The sequence below is a fragment of the Vibrio amylolyticus genome, assembly GCF_023145695.1.
Taxonomy (GTDB): domain Bacteria; phylum Pseudomonadota; class Gammaproteobacteria; order Enterobacterales; family Vibrionaceae; genus Vibrio; species Vibrio amylolyticus.
The window spans coordinates 39,206-54,334 of sequence record NZ_JAJHVV010000009.1 but is presented as its reverse complement, the minus strand read 5'-3'; the positions used below and the strand labels follow the sequence as shown (position 1 = coordinate 54,334).

The window sequence follows — 15,129 nt, the reverse complement described above, 5'->3', positions numbered from 1 at the left end:
TATTAGGTCCACATTAATTTCAGTACATCTATTTGTGCACAGTTTAATTAAAGTCGATCCTAATATCTATATTGGATCTTTATTTACGTGTTATTACGCACGATCTTTACGGTAGCAGGTAACGTCAACTTCAACTTTAACGTCAACAACCAAATCACATACCATACAGATACGAGCAGGTGGGTTAGCACCAAAGAACTCTTTAAAAACTTTGTTAAATGATTGAAAATAACGAGAATCTGTTAGTACTACTTTAACGTGCATAACGTCTTCTAGCTCATAACCACACTCGGTCATGATATCAACACAGTTTTGAATCGCTAAGCGAGACTGATCAATAATACCGCCTTCAACGACTTCGCCATCTGTCATCGGTGTTTGACCTGATACGTACAAGAAACCACCAGCTTCGGTTGCTCTTGCAAACGGTAAGTGTTGACCACCTGTACCAGTACCACCTTCTACACCATAACGTTTGATTGACATTTTCTTACTCCAGTTCAAATAATCAAATTGATTTATTTTAGTTAAATTAATATTGGATATGTATTTGGCTTATTTATTATTAAATATAAATACACCAGAACGTTTACTCTGCACTGCCCCTTTATAATATGACAGCTCTCCATTTACAAAAACGTATTCTATACCTTGTGAAGCTGATATAGGATTTTCAAAAGTTGCTGTATCTTTAACCGTATTTGGATTAAATATCACCAAATCAGCGTAAGCCCCTTCTTTAATAATTCCACGATGCGCTAAGTTGTAGCGTTTTGCCGAAAGCCCTGTCATTTTATGAATCGCTTCAGACATGGAAAATAACTTCTCTTCACGGCTGTAATGACCTAACACTTTCGGGAACGTGCCCCACAAGCGCGGGTGTGGATGTGGATCGTTCGGTAAACCATCAGACCCCACCATAGTAAGCTTGTATTTTAATACGCGTTTCACATCGTTCTCATCCATGCAGTGGTAAACCGCGCCCGCTGGTTGTAACGCTTTTGCAGCGTCCATCAGCGGTAAGTTCATTTCACTCGCGATGTCACCCAGCATCTTACCTGCGTGCTGTGGCAAGGCTTCAGACCACGTAATGAAAATATCAATTTCATCAGTCACTTGCTTCAAATCAAGCGTTGATGAGCTCGCTGAATACGGGTAACAATCACACGAGACATCTTGGTGCTTGGACGCCGTTTCTAGGTGATCAATCACCTCAACTGTTCTACCCCAATTACCAGCGCCTGCACATTTTAGGTGTGAGATAACAACAGGAACGCGAGCGTGTTTTCCAGTTTCGAACGCTTCGTCCATCGCACTGATAATTTCTTCAAATTCAGTACGCATGTGAGTCGTGTAGATGCCACCATGTTCAGCAAGAACCTCAGACAATTGCATGACTTCATTTGCCGTGGCTTGTCTAGCACTCGCATAAGCAAGACCAGAACTTAAACCTAATGCACCTTGTTCCATCGCTTTGGTTAACGACGATTGCATCTGCGCTATTTCACCATCAGTAGCGGTTCTATCTAAGCGGTCCATCACTTGGTTACGAAGTGTAGTATGGCCGACAAGCGCCGCTACGTTTACAGCAGGCTTGGCTTTTTCCACCGCTTCGGCATACGCCATAAAAGATGGATATTTAAAATCTTTCTGTTCACCAAGAAGGTTCATTGGATCAGGCGGTGCAGTTTCTAATACTGCTGGAGAGGCACTGATTCCACAGTTACCTACAATAACAGTGGTAACACCTTGGCTAATTTTTGGTAAGCACTCTGGGTAGCGGATAACGTTGGTGTCGTCATGGGTATGTACGTCGATAAAACCCGGAGCCAATGCAAGCCCATGACCTTCGATAACATGTTGGCACTCTTCTAAATCAAGCTTGCCAATTTTCTCAATGCGGTTATCGCGGATTGCAACATCAGCAAAAAACGCCTCTTCACCAGAGCCATCGAACACCTCTATATTTTTTATGATGGTATCGAATAACATTATTTACTCTCTCAATCCTCATTTCTACTGTGGTTATCTTAATATTCTCCACGAATTATTCAGTGATAAAACACACAAAAACAAACTCAATGTTTGATAGTTTCTAACATTAAAAGTATCATGATTGCATTCAAACAAACAAAAACAACAACTTAGGCAATGTTAGTTTGCTTTAATCTCTGGAGAAACAATAATAATGAATGATAGAAACTATCAAAAAGACCTACTTGGACTCGCTCATCTCGGCCAAAAAGGGCGCGCTGTAACGTTAGAAGAGAACATGCAATACAGCCTGATTAAGGAAGACATTTCGTTGCCTGTAGCGGTTGTGAAACAATCGTCACTACAAAACAACCTTCAGTGGATGCAACGTTTCGCTGACCACCATCATGTTCAGCTGGCGCCACACAGTAAAACGTCAATGACGCCTGATTTTATTCAGCAGCAATTAGAAAATGGTGCTTGGGGAGTTACCGTCGCTACCCCTATTCAAGCAGAGGTAGCCGCATTAGCGGGTGCCAAGAACATCATCATGGCCAACCAGTTGGTTGGTAAAGCGAACATGGCACTCGTTGCGAATCTAATTGAACAATTTGATGTCGACTTCTATTGCTGCGCCGATTCGATGATCAACCTCGATCAACTGGATAGCTTCTTCGCTCAAACTAGCCATACACTTAATGTTCTATTAGAACGTGGCGTGCAAGGTGGACGTTGCGGTTGCCGTAGCGGCGAAGAGTTACTGGAACTCGCTGATGCTATGCAAGGAATGTCATCATTAAAGTTAGCGGGTATCGAAGTCTATGAAGGGGTCATTCAAGGCCCAAACCAAGAGCAGCTGATTCGTGAGTTTTTGAACGACACACTCGCGTTGGTTCAAACACTGTCAAATGACAACTTAATCAATGACAAGCCGATCATCACAGGAGCCGGTTCCGCTTGGTATGACGTGGTTGCAGAATGTTTTTCAAACCTAACCCACGCGACCGCAATCATTCGCCCAGGCTGCTACGCCATTCACGACACGGGTATCTATCTTGATGCGCAAAGCAAAGTAATGAGCCGTGCTCAAGCGAACAGTGGTTACGCTTGTGAGCTCGGGGGCGATCTTGAATCTTCATTAGAGATTTGGGCGTATGTCATTTCAAGACCAGAGCCAACGAAAGCGATCGTTGGTATGGGTAAACGTGATGTGGCGTTTGATGCGGGCTTGCCTATCGCAGAACGGGCTTACAGTAACGGTAAGCCAATTTCAGTCGCCGGTATCACCTCAACGGACGTGATGGATCAGCACACCTTCATTGAAGTTGACGCTGAAAACGATATTCAAGTGGGTGACATGATTGCCTTCTCTACTTCCCACCCTTGCTTAACGTTTGATAAATGGCGTCATATTGCGGTTTGTGATGATGAATTTATGGTCACTCACTGGGTTGAAACTTGCTTTTAATTGGCATGTTTTATCAATACTGATATAAACATCGAAGAACGATATCTACAGCAAGATATCAAATAGAAGGACGGTAATTTTGACTCTTGAAGTAGATATTGTTTCTCAGATCACCGAGCGTTTTAGTGCGCTACGTGATGCCGAGAAAAAAGTCGCTAAGCTAATCATGGATGACATTAATCTCGCTGCCAATGCGAGCATTACTGAGCTAGCAGAAAACGCACAGGTGAGCGAAGCAACGATCACCCGCTTTGCTAAGGCGATAGGTTGCAGCAACGTGCGAGATATGAAATTCAAATTAGCACAGTCGCTTACTATTGGTCAGCGATTCATCTTGGAGCCGCCCGATCAAACGGGTTACCAAGGTGTCTATGAATCTATAAAACAGTCATTGGACATCAATCGAAGCTTAATCAATGAGCAAGATATTGAGACAGCGATTACTTGGCTCCACGAAGCAAGACAGATTGTATCAATTGGTATGGGCGGCGGTTCAACCATAGCCTCTCAAGAGCTACAACACCGTCTATTCCGATTCGGCTACGCCGTTGTTGCTTACAACGATGGCATGCTCGCTCAAATGGTGGCCGCAACCGCCGATAAGAGTGATGTGTTTGTGATCATTTCTGCCACCGGTTATACGCCTGTTTTGGTAGAAACAGCCCAGCTTATCAAGAAATACGGCATGAAAGTGATTGCGATTACCCCCGTAAATACCCCCCTAGCCCAAAGCGCTGATCTGGTTCTACCCATTCAACACGACGAGACGGACTTCATCTATAAACCCTCGGCTTCTCGCTATGCGATGCTGGCTTTGGTGGATGTGATATCTCTTGAATTGGCCGTCGCTCATAAACGTAGCTCTAGAGACAAACTAAGACGACTTAAGATGGCGTTAGACTCCCATCGAGGCGGCTTGGAGCGTCAACCACTCGGCGATTAGTCTTTCTAATGATTAAGCCACTCCGTTAGCAACCCTCTACAGGACAGCAAACTGTGGCTTTCATTTTCTACGCTATATTTTCAATCACTAATAGGGCTACTTAGCTAAGGGCAATTTCCACATCACCGCTAACTTTGCTTGAACACGCTAGAACAAAGCCTTGTTCAATCTCTTCAGGCGTTAACGTTTCAGTGCTGCTCGAGGTGATACTTCCCTTCGTCACCTTACATTTGCATGATCCGCAGATTCCGCTCCGACAAGCGGCAATAACTGGCACGCCACCTTTTTCGAGCGCATCAATCAACGTACTGTCGCTTTCGGCTTCTACTTCAACACCAAAGCTCGGTACCATTATTTTGACAACGTCACCTTGAGAGCCTTCCACGGCGTTGTTGCTGTCCTTTTCCGACGGCGTAAAGCTCTCTTGAAAGAACTGGCTCATATCAAAGTTCATCTCTTTAAGATAAGACTCAATATCTTCCATAAATCCAACAGGGCCACAAAGGTATACCGTACTACTGACGATACCGGGAGCTAAGCGTTCGAGCCAAGATTTATCCAAATAACCTTGGGGATAATCCGTGCCTTTACTGTCATTAAGCAGTAACTTGAAATTAAAGTTACTATGTTGTCGGTCTAGCTCTTTTAACTCGTGAAAGTATATTGTTTCTAGTCGATTGTTAGCGGTGTGAATGAAGTCTATGTCTACGTCTTTCTCGTTTTCAAGCCAGTGTTGCGCCATAGCCATGACAGGGGTAATTCCGCACCCAGCACTGATTAACGTCACCTTTTTCGTAGCAGTTGGGGGACAATCTATGCAGTTAAATGCACCAGCGGGCTTTAATGCACTCACCTGATCGCCTTCATCAAGGTGATCAACAATATAGTTCGACATTAACCCTTGGTTCACGCGTTTAACGGTCAGTTTTAATCTTGGTTGTCCGGCTAATGAACTGATCGAGTAAGCACGATAATCCAATTTTTCAGGCATATTAATACCCAAAGTAATAAATTGACCAGGCTTAAAATCAAATACCATATCCTCGTGACGAGAGCCGAGTTCTACGCTGACGGTATCTGCGGTTTCCTGCCATTTTTTTAAACAGGTGAGTTCCACTGACTCACTATTAGACCAAGCTTGCATAAGCTTTGTACTCTCTATAAATAATGGGATAAAAGGAGAAAAGCCCCATTAATGTGGGGCTTAAATAAGGTAAGGAACTACGCGTTAACTTCTAAGATTGTTGCCAAATCTTCTTCAGGGGAAGAGATAGAGCGCATATCAAACTGATCTTGAATGATCTTTAAAAGATTATCAGTTAAGAACGCTGGCGCTGTAGGGCCTGTGTAGATACCTTTCACCCCAAGGGCAAACAAGGTTAATAAGATGACAATCGCTTTTTGCTCGAACCAAGAAAGAACCAGCGTCAATGGTAACTCGTTAATACCGCAATCAAACTCATCCGCTAAAGCCAGAGCCAGTTGAATCGCTGAATAGGCATCGTTACATTGACCAACATCTAATAAACGTGGGATTCCGTTGATGTCACCAAATTGGTTCTTGTTAAAGCGGAACTTACCGCAAGCAAGCGTCAAAATAAGCGTGTCATCCGGTGCTTGGCTAGTGAAGTCGGTGTAGTAGCTACGCTCAGACTTATCACCATCACAGCCCCCCACAAGGAAGAAGTGTTTAATATTACCTTCTTTCACTTGCTCAATAACCGCAGGAGCTGCAGCCATTAGTGCATTACGACCAAAACCAACCGTGATGTTCTGTTCAATTTCGTTTTGAGTAAAACCAGGCTGAGCCAATGCACATTCAATCACCTTAGAGAAATCATCACCTTCCAAGTGAGCCACACCTGGCCAACCAACAATGCTACGTGTGAATAGACGATCTCGGTACTGGCCAACGTCAGGGTTAAGAAGACAGTTAGAAGTCATCACAATCGCGCCGGGGAAGTTGGCAAACTCTTTTTGCTGATTCTGCCAAGCACTTCCGTAGTTACCCGCTAAGTGAGGGTATTTGTTTAATTCTGGATAACCGTGAGCGGGCAACATTTCACCATTGGTGTAAACATTAATGCCCTTTCCTTCCGTTTGCTGAAGTATCTTCTCTAAGTCATGGAGATCATGACCTGACACTAAAATACAGTGACCTTTTACTGTCTTCACGTTTACACTTGTTGGCTCAGGGTGACCGAAGGTTTGAGTTTCCCCTTTGTCCAACATCTCCATCACTTTGTAGTTCATCAGACCAATCTTCATTGATGTATCTAAAAGCAGTTGAAGATCCGTCGGATCAGTACCAAGTAGTGCCATGATTTCATGGTATTCAGCTTGAATTTCTGTGTCTGTTTGACCAAGAACTAAAGCGTGTTCCATATAAGCAGCCGCGCCTTTTAGCCCATAAAGACACAATAAACGCAGACCAATGACATCTTCATGCAGTGATTCATGACCTCGGTTTACAGCAGCTAAAGGCGCTAGTGCTAACAGTGAGTCAACATCGGTTGGAAGATTGAATTTGGCTGCTGTTGATTGCTCTGGGATGACAAAGCCAGTTGCGATTGAAGCTGCTTGTACCTTTTGTTCTAAACGCTTTTTAAACGCTTGAGATTGCTGGGAAAACTCTACAATACGTTCAGGATCGAAGTTCACATTGGTTAAGGTTGCGAAAAAGGCTTTTGGTGCCCACTCATCCACCTCAATATCAATAACACCACAAGATCGCCCTACGTTAGCCCAAAAAGAGACCCCTTGTAGCGAATGCACTAACACATCTTGTAGGTCGGATACATCCGACGTTTTACCACACATACCTTGAGTGTAAGAACACCCTTTAGAGACAGGCGTTTGAATTGTTTGTTCACATTGAATACAGAACATTTAAGGCTCCAGTGTTGTTAGATTGCTTACTTGCTTATTAATTCTCTAACCAGTGCTGAACACTCGTTAGTTTTTAAATTGCTCTCGCCCTATAGAGCATTAAGCGTGCCAAAACTATTACTCAGCAAATACAATTACTTATAAAAACCACACGATAATAAAGGTCAATATGACTCTCCTTAAGATAGCCAGTAAACTACACATAAGTGTCTTAATGACTCCACTCCATATTCATGTTTTGTTCATCTTTAGACCGTTAAACTGATGTCGTTAATTAAGAGGTAATAGAAGATATGAATAGATTAATAGTAAGCACACTCGCGGTAATCACTGGCTTTTTCACTCTTGTGTTTGCATTGGTAATGGCTATTCCATTAACTATCGTTGCATTGATTACAGGTAAGCGCCTTCAAAAACAGATGCAAAATCAAATGAATAACGGCCACTTCAATATGAATGGTCAGCCTCAATACGCCAATATGAATTCTGCTATGGATAACAATGCGAATACCATTGATGGTGAATATGAAGAAGTAAACCGCAAGTCGTAACTAACTCCATCCAACAGCTTCCCCCGAGCGATTGGATGTTTGAATGAATATAGATTCCCCCTAAAAGAGCTTGATCATTACTTATTCACGGTAATGTTCAGGCTCTTTTTCATGTTCTATCCATCTGAAAAAGTCACCTTCCCTATTGTGTTGTTATTACGCCAAATAGGCTTTAGTACACTACGCTTAATCTTAAGTCAGGCTTTAAAAGCCAAATGAAATTGAATATGTTACAGTTTGTTAACTTATTGTTTTCCTGAGTTCAGGTTAATAAGCAGTGAAAGACATATAACAATAAAGGATTGAACTATGAGCAGTGGAAAAAGAGAAGTAACATTGCGATTTTTAGCTGAGCCGAGTGATGTTAATTTTGGTGGTAAGGTTCATGGCGGCGCTGCTATGAAATGGATTGATTTAGCTGCCTATGCGTGTTCAGCAGCCTGGAGTGGTAAGTACTGTATTACGGCCTATGCCGGTGGAATTCGTTTTGTTGCCCCTATTCATGTAGGTAACTTAGTTGAGGTCAGTGCTAAGGTGATATACACAGGCCGTAGTTCTATGCATATTGCCATTGATGTGCAAGCAAGTGATCCTAAAGAGCTGAATAACCGCCTAACGACTCACTGTATCGTTATCATGGTAGCCGTTGATGAGAACGGCAATTCAACTCAGGTTCCTGAGTGGGTGCCCACCACAGAAGAAGATATTCACCTTAGAGATTCAGCCATTCGCTTGATGAATATGCGTAAAGAGATTGGTGAAGAGATGGAAGCACACGTTAAGTATTTAAAATAACGCTTACCGTATTATCGTCGTTCAAATGCCATAAAACCATATTAAACAGCCCAAATTCATTCGTGTTATTGATGACTTGGGCTTTGTTTTTCAATTATTTGTCAATAATCTTAACTGTCATTTTTCTTTCATCTTAATTTGCTTTAATTCGCTTTCAATATTGGATAGGCGATGAAAAGGAAACCGCTTGAACCTTAAAAAAACCACATTAAGTGAATCTACCATTAATAACCTAAAAGCGGTCGAGTATCAGTGGGTTCGAACAATGTACGTTGAAGGCTATAAAGACGCTGAGATTAATCATTACATCCAAGCTTGCTTTGGTGGTGATGCTACCTTTGCGGATCTGTTTAGAAAAGTGGCTTTAAAACAAGAGAGTATCTATATTCTGCTTCAATATTTAGGCTGTGCTCCTTCTAGCCGCGAACTATAAACGTTCCCCTTTCCCAACAGAGTGTTTCATCAATCACAGTTGAATGTAACTCATCCTTCTATTACATATTCATTTTGACGATCACTCGCAAGGCACTATCCGAAGGCTGTTCTGTTTGCTGCAGCACCCTATACTCATTCACACTGTTCATTTGTATCCTTTTATCTTTCATGAATGTACAGCTCTAAAGACTTACTCAAGTTTTAGATATAAAAAAACCCAAGCAATGCTAGGGTTTTGGTTACAAAAACTGTTAGTGAAAATTATGTAAGGAATCTAGCTAACAGCCAGCTATGCGTAACGCCAGAATTGCTCTTAGTCTTAACGGATCGGCGGCCAAACCTAAAATGTTAAGCTAATGAACAAATGGGCGGCCCTTTAGGGTCGCCCTTATCGTTATTATCCTTTCACACCGCCAGCTGTAAGTCCTCCGACAAGCCAACGCTGCGCAAGTAAAAATACGATAGTGATAGGTAATGCAGAAAGTACTGCTGCTGCCGCAAAGTCACCCCATAGATAGTTCTGAGGGTACAAATACTGCTGCATTCCAACCGCTAGTGTGTACGAGTTTACATCAGAAAGTAACAATGATGCTACCGGAACTTCACCGACGACCATAATAAATGACAAAATAAACACAACTGCCAAGATTGGAACAGAAAGTGGCAATAATACCAATCTAAAGGCTTGCCAAGGCGTTGCACCATCAAGTGCGGCCGCTTCTTCTAATGAATTATCAATTGATTCAAAGTAACCTTTGATTGTCCAAACATGCAACGCTATCCCGCCAAGATAAGAGAAAATCAATCCTCCGTGCGTGTTCAAGCCAAGAAACGGAATATACTGCCCAAGTTTGTCAAACAACGCATAGATAGCTACTAAAGCCAGTACAGCTGGGAACATTTGAAAGATCATCATCGCTTTCAAAATAGTGTTCTTACCTTTAAAGCGCATTCTTGCAAACGCGTAGGCAGACGTTGTTGAGAGCGATACGACGAGTACAGACGTAATACCCGCCACTTTTACTGAGTTCCATAACCAGGTTAATACAGGGAACGGAGGCGGTGTCACCGAGCCATCGGCATGGGTCACACTGAATCCAAGCGCCAACTTCCAGTGCTCTAATGAAGGATTTTCTGGAATCAAGCTACCTGTCGCGAAGTTACCTTCTCGAAACGAAATCGCGATGACCATTAACAGTGGAAAGATTATGAGCGACAAAAACACCCAGAGAGCGATGTGTGTTGCCCATACACGATATTTTAAGGATTTACCTTGTACCATTGCCATTATTATTATCCTTAATCTTGAGAAAGCTTCGTGAAGCGTAAGTTAAGTAATGCCAATCCACCAACGAGTAGGAAGATCAGTGTTGCGATTGCACTTGCCAAACCAAAGTCTTGACCACCTGCGCCTTCAAACGCGATGCGGTAGGTATAACTTACTAATAGATCGGTATAACCTGCTGGTTCAGAAGTCCCTATCATATTTGGACCGCCCTGAGTTAATAGCTGAATCATAACAAAGTTATTAAAGTTGAACGCGAAAGCGGCAATCAGTAGCGGCGTTAACGGCTTAATCATCAGTGGTAAGGTTACTTTGGTAAAATTATGAATAAAGTTCGCACCATCAATAGCAGAAGCTTCGTATAGATCCTCTGGAATCGCCTTCAGTAGCCCCATACACAGAATCATCATATAAGGGAACCCAAGCCATGTATTAACGATAAGTACCATGGTTTTCGCAAGGAGTGGATCTGAGAACCACGCAGGGCTGATACCAAATAGAGATTGCAGCACCACATTGATTTCACCAAAGCTTTGGTTAAATAAGCCTTTAAATATCAGAATCGAAATAAAAGCGGGTACCGCATACGGAAGGATAAGCAACACGCGATAAATTGCGCGACCTTTTAACGCTTCCCATTGAACAATACTGGCAAGAATAAGACCGATGATAAGTGTTGCGATCACCGTAATAACAGAGAAGACAATGGTCCAAATAAAGATGCTGATAAACGGTTCTTTAATGCCATCATCTTTCCAAATTCGTTCGAAGTTATGGGTGCCTATATCAACAATGAACCCCGGAGAGACGGTAGAACCCACAAAGCTGCCTGCTTCATCAACTGGCTGATAGAAACCAACGTCCATATTTGGTCGGAACAGTTCGCCAGTCTCGTTATTGACTAATAATTCGCCATCATCTTGAAGCGTATAAAGAGGAACAACGGCAGCGAATTTTCTTAATCCACTCATGCGTATGTCTTCACCACTTGGCAGGTGTAGATCAACACCACTCAAAGCAGTTCGATTTTGAATTATCGCTCTGATCTGTTCTTTTTCGCCGTCAACTGACTCTGCGACAGATAGATCCATATCAGTAACCGATAACGACGCTAGATTGAAAGTATCAGTGACTAATAACTGTTCACCTTTTTCAACCGCAATTTGATGTCCATTCTCTGTTTTATACAGACTGAATGGATAGCTCTCGCCACTCTGATAAGTTCTATCAAGTAGAACACTCTGGGCTCGCTCAAAAGAGAGTTGGTTTTTTGCGCTGTAGTTGGTGAATGCTAACCCTACGGTATAAACCAGAGGGAAAATAATAAATAAGATCATTCCGGCAATACCCGGATAGATATAACGATGCGCGTACGTCTTTTTACTGCCAAAAATATACAGTGCTAGTGCTGTGAGAATGACGGTTAAAAGTGCAAACGCGGTTTCACCACGAGAATACATGAGAATGGTGGCATAACCATTAACGAGACCGACTGACCCTAAAAGTGCCCATTTAATGAAGACACTCTTGCTGGTCGGTAAACTCGTTGTTGCTGATGTCATTGCATCTGTACCTTGAACTGACTGCATAGAGGAACCTGCTAGCGATAAAAATAGAGAATAAAAATAGAAATGAAGGAGAGGTTACCCTCTCCTTTAATGGTGGAACTTATTATCGTGTCATCTGTTTCTCAGCATCAGACAGTGCTTCATCTACAGTCTGACGGCCATCAACGATATTGATGATAGCGTTCTTAGCGCCCTCCCAGAATGCGTTCATTTGTGGGATATTTGGCATGATTTCGCCATTCATTGCGTTGTCCATTGTCGCCGCAATACGCTTATCTGAGTCAAGCTCACGTTGGAATGAGTTAAGCGCTACCGCACCTAGTGGCTTGTCATCATTCACTTTACGCAAACCATCGTTCGTTAGTAGGTAGTTCTCTAGGAACTCAACCGCTAGGTCTTTGTTTGGTGATGCCGTGCTGATACCAGCAGTTAAAACACCGACGAATGGTTTAGACGCTTGACCATTAAACTTAGGGAGCGTTGTCACACCGTAGTTAATACCAGACGTTTCAATGTTACCCCATGCCCATGGGCCATTGATTGTCATCGCCGTTTGGCCTTGGTTAAATGCAGACTCAGAAACTGAGTAATCCATATCTGGAGAGATTACGCCTTTATCAACCAGAGACTTAACAAAGTTCATTGAACCTTTAACGCCGTCTGTTGCGATACCTGCATCTTTAACGTTGTAGCCTTCAGCACCATACTTAAATGCGTAACCGCCATCAGCAGCCATTAGTGGCCACGTGAAGTAGGGTTCTTTTAGGTTCCACATGATTGCAGACTTGCCATCTTTAGCAAGTTTCTTGTTTAGCTCTTCAACTTCTTCCCATGTTTTAGGCGGGTTAGGAACTAAATCTTTGTTGTAAATTAGAGATAACGATTCAATTGCAACTGGGTAACCAATGACTTTACCGTTGTATTTTACCGCGTCCCAAGCAAAGTCTACGATGCCATCTTTGATCTCTTTAGAAGGGTTGATCTCAGCCAGTAGACCCGATTCAGCGTAACCACCAAAACGATCGTGTGCCCAAAATACGATATCAGGACCATCACCCGTTGCTGCTACTTGAGGGAAGCGAGCTTCTAGACCATCAGGGTGAGCAACTGTGACTTTAATACCCGTCTCTTCTTCAAACTTCTTACCTACTTCAGCAAGTCCGTTATAACCTTTATCACCGTTAATCCAGATAGTTAGTTGACCTTCATCGATAGCAGCGTGCGCACCAAAAGAGCCAAGAGCAACTAATGTACTTAGCGCTACAGTGCTTAGGGCATTTTTCATGTCTATATCCTTTTTATTTTTGTGTTGTAGGGCTTACCAAGAGGTTTGCCGTATTTCGACATACATAGTGTTAGAAAAAACACTCTAGCTCATCCTCCCACTCCCTACGCCCTTGCTATTATGGCGCATTTTCGTGATCCTTAACGACTCACTATGGTGTACGCTGTCACAAAATAGAGACTTTATGTGATCATTCTCACTAACATCACTCATATTTATTTGAGATAGATCGTCTTCTTGATTTCTACTCCCTCCAAGCCTCCTCCTTTTCTACTCCCCCCAGACAAAATTTACCTAGGAGGATGCACTAGAGCACCAAAACGAAGAGACTTACATCATCCAAGAGTGGATAGTAAGAACCCTTTCCAGATGTTTAGCAAAACTGAGCTCTGGTTTACAACACCGAATTGGTTTCCAGTTATTTAGAGGGATGTTCACATTTTGTTCTTGATTACATAGGTATTCACTTTATGTCTATATCAAGAGCGGGAAACATCGTTATTAACGGGGGATGGCAACCGATTATTGGTTTTGATGGGTGATGGTACGCTTAGTGTGAAGAAACACGATGGGATAGTGACATACTCAACATCGAGTTATATTTTTATCTAAACAATAGTAGCGTCCTCACCCTTTTTTCTTGCTCTAGTACCTATTTTGGTTCAAGGTGATCGAATCTCAACTCTAGGTACACCACCTAACCAAATTACAATGATTATTGCCTAGCGACCCTACTCTGGCTTAGGCAATAACGAATAAATATGATTGATCGAGGACGAGCTGGATGACGAATGTCACGTTAAAAAATGTAAGTAAAGCGTATGGCGATGTATTGATATCTAAAAACGTTGATCTAGAAATACAAGAGGGAGAGTTCGTCGTATTTGTTGGGCCATCTGGCTGCGGTAAATCTACACTCCTTCGCTGTATCGCGGGCTTAGAAGATATCACCTCAGGTGACTTATACATCGGCAACGAACGTATGAATGACATAGAACCGTCCAAACGTGGTGTCGGTATGGTGTTTCAGTCCTATGCGCTCTACCCGCACTTAAATCTCTTCGATAACATGTCTTTTGGCCTAAAGCTGGCAAAAGCCGATAAAAAAGAAATCGATCAACGCGTTGAGCACGCTGCCGATATCTTACAGCTTACTCATCTTCTGGATCGTCAACCTAAAGCCCTCTCTGGTGGGCAACGTCAGCGTGTTGCCATTGGCCGAACATTAGTATCGCAGCCAAACGTATTTTTACTCGATGAACCCCTATCAAACTTAGATGCTGCGCTTCGAGTTCAGATGCGTTCTCAAATCACTAAGCTTCAACGTAAACTCGGCTGTACCATGATCTATGTAACGCACGATCAAGTTGAAGCGATGACGATGGCCGATAAAATTGTGGTGCTTGATGATGGTTATGTCTCTCAAGTAGGTAAACCTTTAGAGCTATACCATTACCCTCAAAACCGATTTGTTGCCGGCTTCATCGGCTCACCAAAGATGAACTTCATGAGTGTCTTCATCGATGAGGTAGAATCTCATCAAGTAAAAGTGCAGCTTTCAAATGGGATGTCGTTCTGGATTCCGGTTGACGGTACAACCGTTAATCGCGGTGATCGCATGTCACTAGGGGTTCGTCCTGAACATCTATTAACAGCCTGCGATGGTGATGCGACGATTGAAGGCGAAGTGATGATCGTTGAAAAACTCGGAAATGAAACACAAGTGTACCTTAACCTAGAAGGTGCAGATGCGGATGTGAATTATCGCCAACCAGATACGCTTGCCGTTGAAGTGGGAGATAAACTAGAGATTGGTATTCCTGCTCATCGTTGCCATCTATTCCATAGTAATGGCGATGCATGTCGTCGTCTACACCAAGAAGCCGGTGTCGACCTTCCTCAGTAAGAGACACAACTTAAATCATTAATTATTCAT

At 42.8% G+C, this 15,129-nt stretch carries 13 protein-coding genes; 6 read left to right on the top strand and 7 right to left on the bottom strand.

The window, feature by feature from the left end; genetic code table 11:
* Nucleotides 1-93 precede the first annotated feature (93 nt).
* Together KP803_RS14895 and KP803_RS14890 are read right to left on the bottom strand one after the other, a co-directional pair.
* Nucleotides 94-486, bottom strand: coding sequence for a RidA family protein (locus tag KP803_RS14895; RefSeq protein WP_017038696.1), 393 nt, complete (start codon nucleotides 484-486; stop codon nucleotides 94-96).
* Nucleotides 487-555: 69 nt separating this feature from the next.
* The gene (locus tag KP803_RS14890) at nucleotides 556-1,992 is read right to left on the bottom strand and encodes an N-acyl-D-amino-acid deacylase family protein (protein ID WP_248009645.1); all 1,437 of its coding nucleotides are present in this window, start codon (nucleotides 1,990-1,992) and stop codon (nucleotides 556-558) included.
* A 196-nt stretch (nucleotides 1,993-2,188) separates the two neighbouring features.
* Between KP803_RS14890 and KP803_RS14885 the strand changes: the two genes are divergently transcribed.
* On the top strand, nucleotides 2,189-3,442 hold the full coding sequence (locus KP803_RS14885) for an amino acid deaminase (RefSeq protein ID WP_248009644.1): 1,254 nt from the start codon (nucleotides 2,189-2,191) through the stop codon (nucleotides 3,440-3,442).
* Nucleotides 3,443-3,521: 79 nt separating this feature from the next.
* Nucleotides 3,522-4,385 (top strand): MurR/RpiR family transcriptional regulator, encoded by an 864-nt coding sequence (locus tag KP803_RS14880; RefSeq protein ID WP_248009643.1) that lies wholly within the window; start codon nucleotides 3,522-3,524, stop codon nucleotides 4,383-4,385.
* Between the two features lie 100 nt (nucleotides 4,386-4,485).
* On the opposite strand, the gene KP803_RS14875 is transcribed toward KP803_RS14880, so the two are convergent.
* Both KP803_RS14875 and hcp read right to left on the bottom strand, forming a co-directional pair.
* Nucleotides 4,486-5,529, bottom strand: coding sequence for an FAD-binding oxidoreductase (locus KP803_RS14875; protein ID WP_248009642.1), 1,044 nt, complete (start codon nucleotides 5,527-5,529; stop codon nucleotides 4,486-4,488).
* Nucleotides 5,530-5,606: 77 nt separating this feature from the next.
* Entirely contained in the window at nucleotides 5,607-7,274 is a 1,668-nt protein-coding gene (gene hcp, locus KP803_RS14870; protein WP_248009641.1) for a hydroxylamine reductase, read from the bottom strand.
* A gap of 293 nt (nucleotides 7,275-7,567) precedes the next feature.
* Between hcp and KP803_RS14865 the strand changes: the two genes are divergently transcribed.
* The 3 genes from KP803_RS14865 to KP803_RS14855 all read left to right on the top strand — a co-directional run bounded on the left by KP803_RS14865 (nucleotide 7,568) and on the right by KP803_RS14855 (nucleotide 9,053).
* Nucleotides 7,568-7,825 (top strand): FxsA family protein, encoded by a 258-nt coding sequence (locus tag KP803_RS14865; protein WP_248009640.1) that lies wholly within the window; start codon nucleotides 7,568-7,570, stop codon nucleotides 7,823-7,825.
* Between the two features lie 309 nt (nucleotides 7,826-8,134).
* Complete coding sequence (locus KP803_RS14860) at nucleotides 8,135-8,620, top strand: acyl-CoA thioesterase (RefSeq protein WP_248009639.1); 486 nt, start codon at nucleotides 8,135-8,137, stop codon at nucleotides 8,618-8,620.
* A 187-nt stretch (nucleotides 8,621-8,807) separates the two neighbouring features.
* On the top strand, nucleotides 8,808-9,053 hold the full coding sequence (locus KP803_RS14855) for a hypothetical protein (RefSeq protein WP_248009638.1): 246 nt from the start codon (nucleotides 8,808-8,810) through the stop codon (nucleotides 9,051-9,053).
* Nucleotides 9,054-9,452: 399 nt separating this feature from the next.
* Here the strand turns inward: KP803_RS14855 and malG are convergent, their stop codons facing one another.
* The 3 genes from malG to malE all read right to left on the bottom strand — a co-directional run bounded on the left by malG (nucleotide 9,453) and on the right by malE (nucleotide 13,193).
* Nucleotides 9,453-10,343 (bottom strand): maltose ABC transporter permease MalG, encoded by an 891-nt coding sequence (gene malG / locus KP803_RS14850; protein ID WP_248009637.1) that lies wholly within the window; start codon nucleotides 10,341-10,343, stop codon nucleotides 9,453-9,455.
* Between the two features lie 11 nt (nucleotides 10,344-10,354).
* The gene (gene malF, locus KP803_RS14845) at nucleotides 10,355-11,929 is read right to left on the bottom strand and encodes a maltose ABC transporter permease MalF (RefSeq protein ID WP_248009636.1); all 1,575 of its coding nucleotides are present in this window, start codon (nucleotides 11,927-11,929) and stop codon (nucleotides 10,355-10,357) included.
* An 82-nt stretch (nucleotides 11,930-12,011) separates the two neighbouring features.
* Complete coding sequence (gene malE, locus KP803_RS14840) at nucleotides 12,012-13,193, bottom strand: maltose/maltodextrin ABC transporter substrate-binding protein MalE (protein WP_248009635.1); 1,182 nt, start codon at nucleotides 13,191-13,193, stop codon at nucleotides 12,012-12,014.
* A gap of 784 nt (nucleotides 13,194-13,977) precedes the next feature.
* Between malE and malK the strand changes: the two genes are divergently transcribed.
* On the top strand, nucleotides 13,978-15,099 hold the full coding sequence (gene malK / locus KP803_RS14835) for a maltose/maltodextrin ABC transporter ATP-binding protein MalK (protein ID WP_248009634.1): 1,122 nt from the start codon (nucleotides 13,978-13,980) through the stop codon (nucleotides 15,097-15,099).
* Nucleotides 15,100-15,129: the final 30 nt, after the last annotated feature.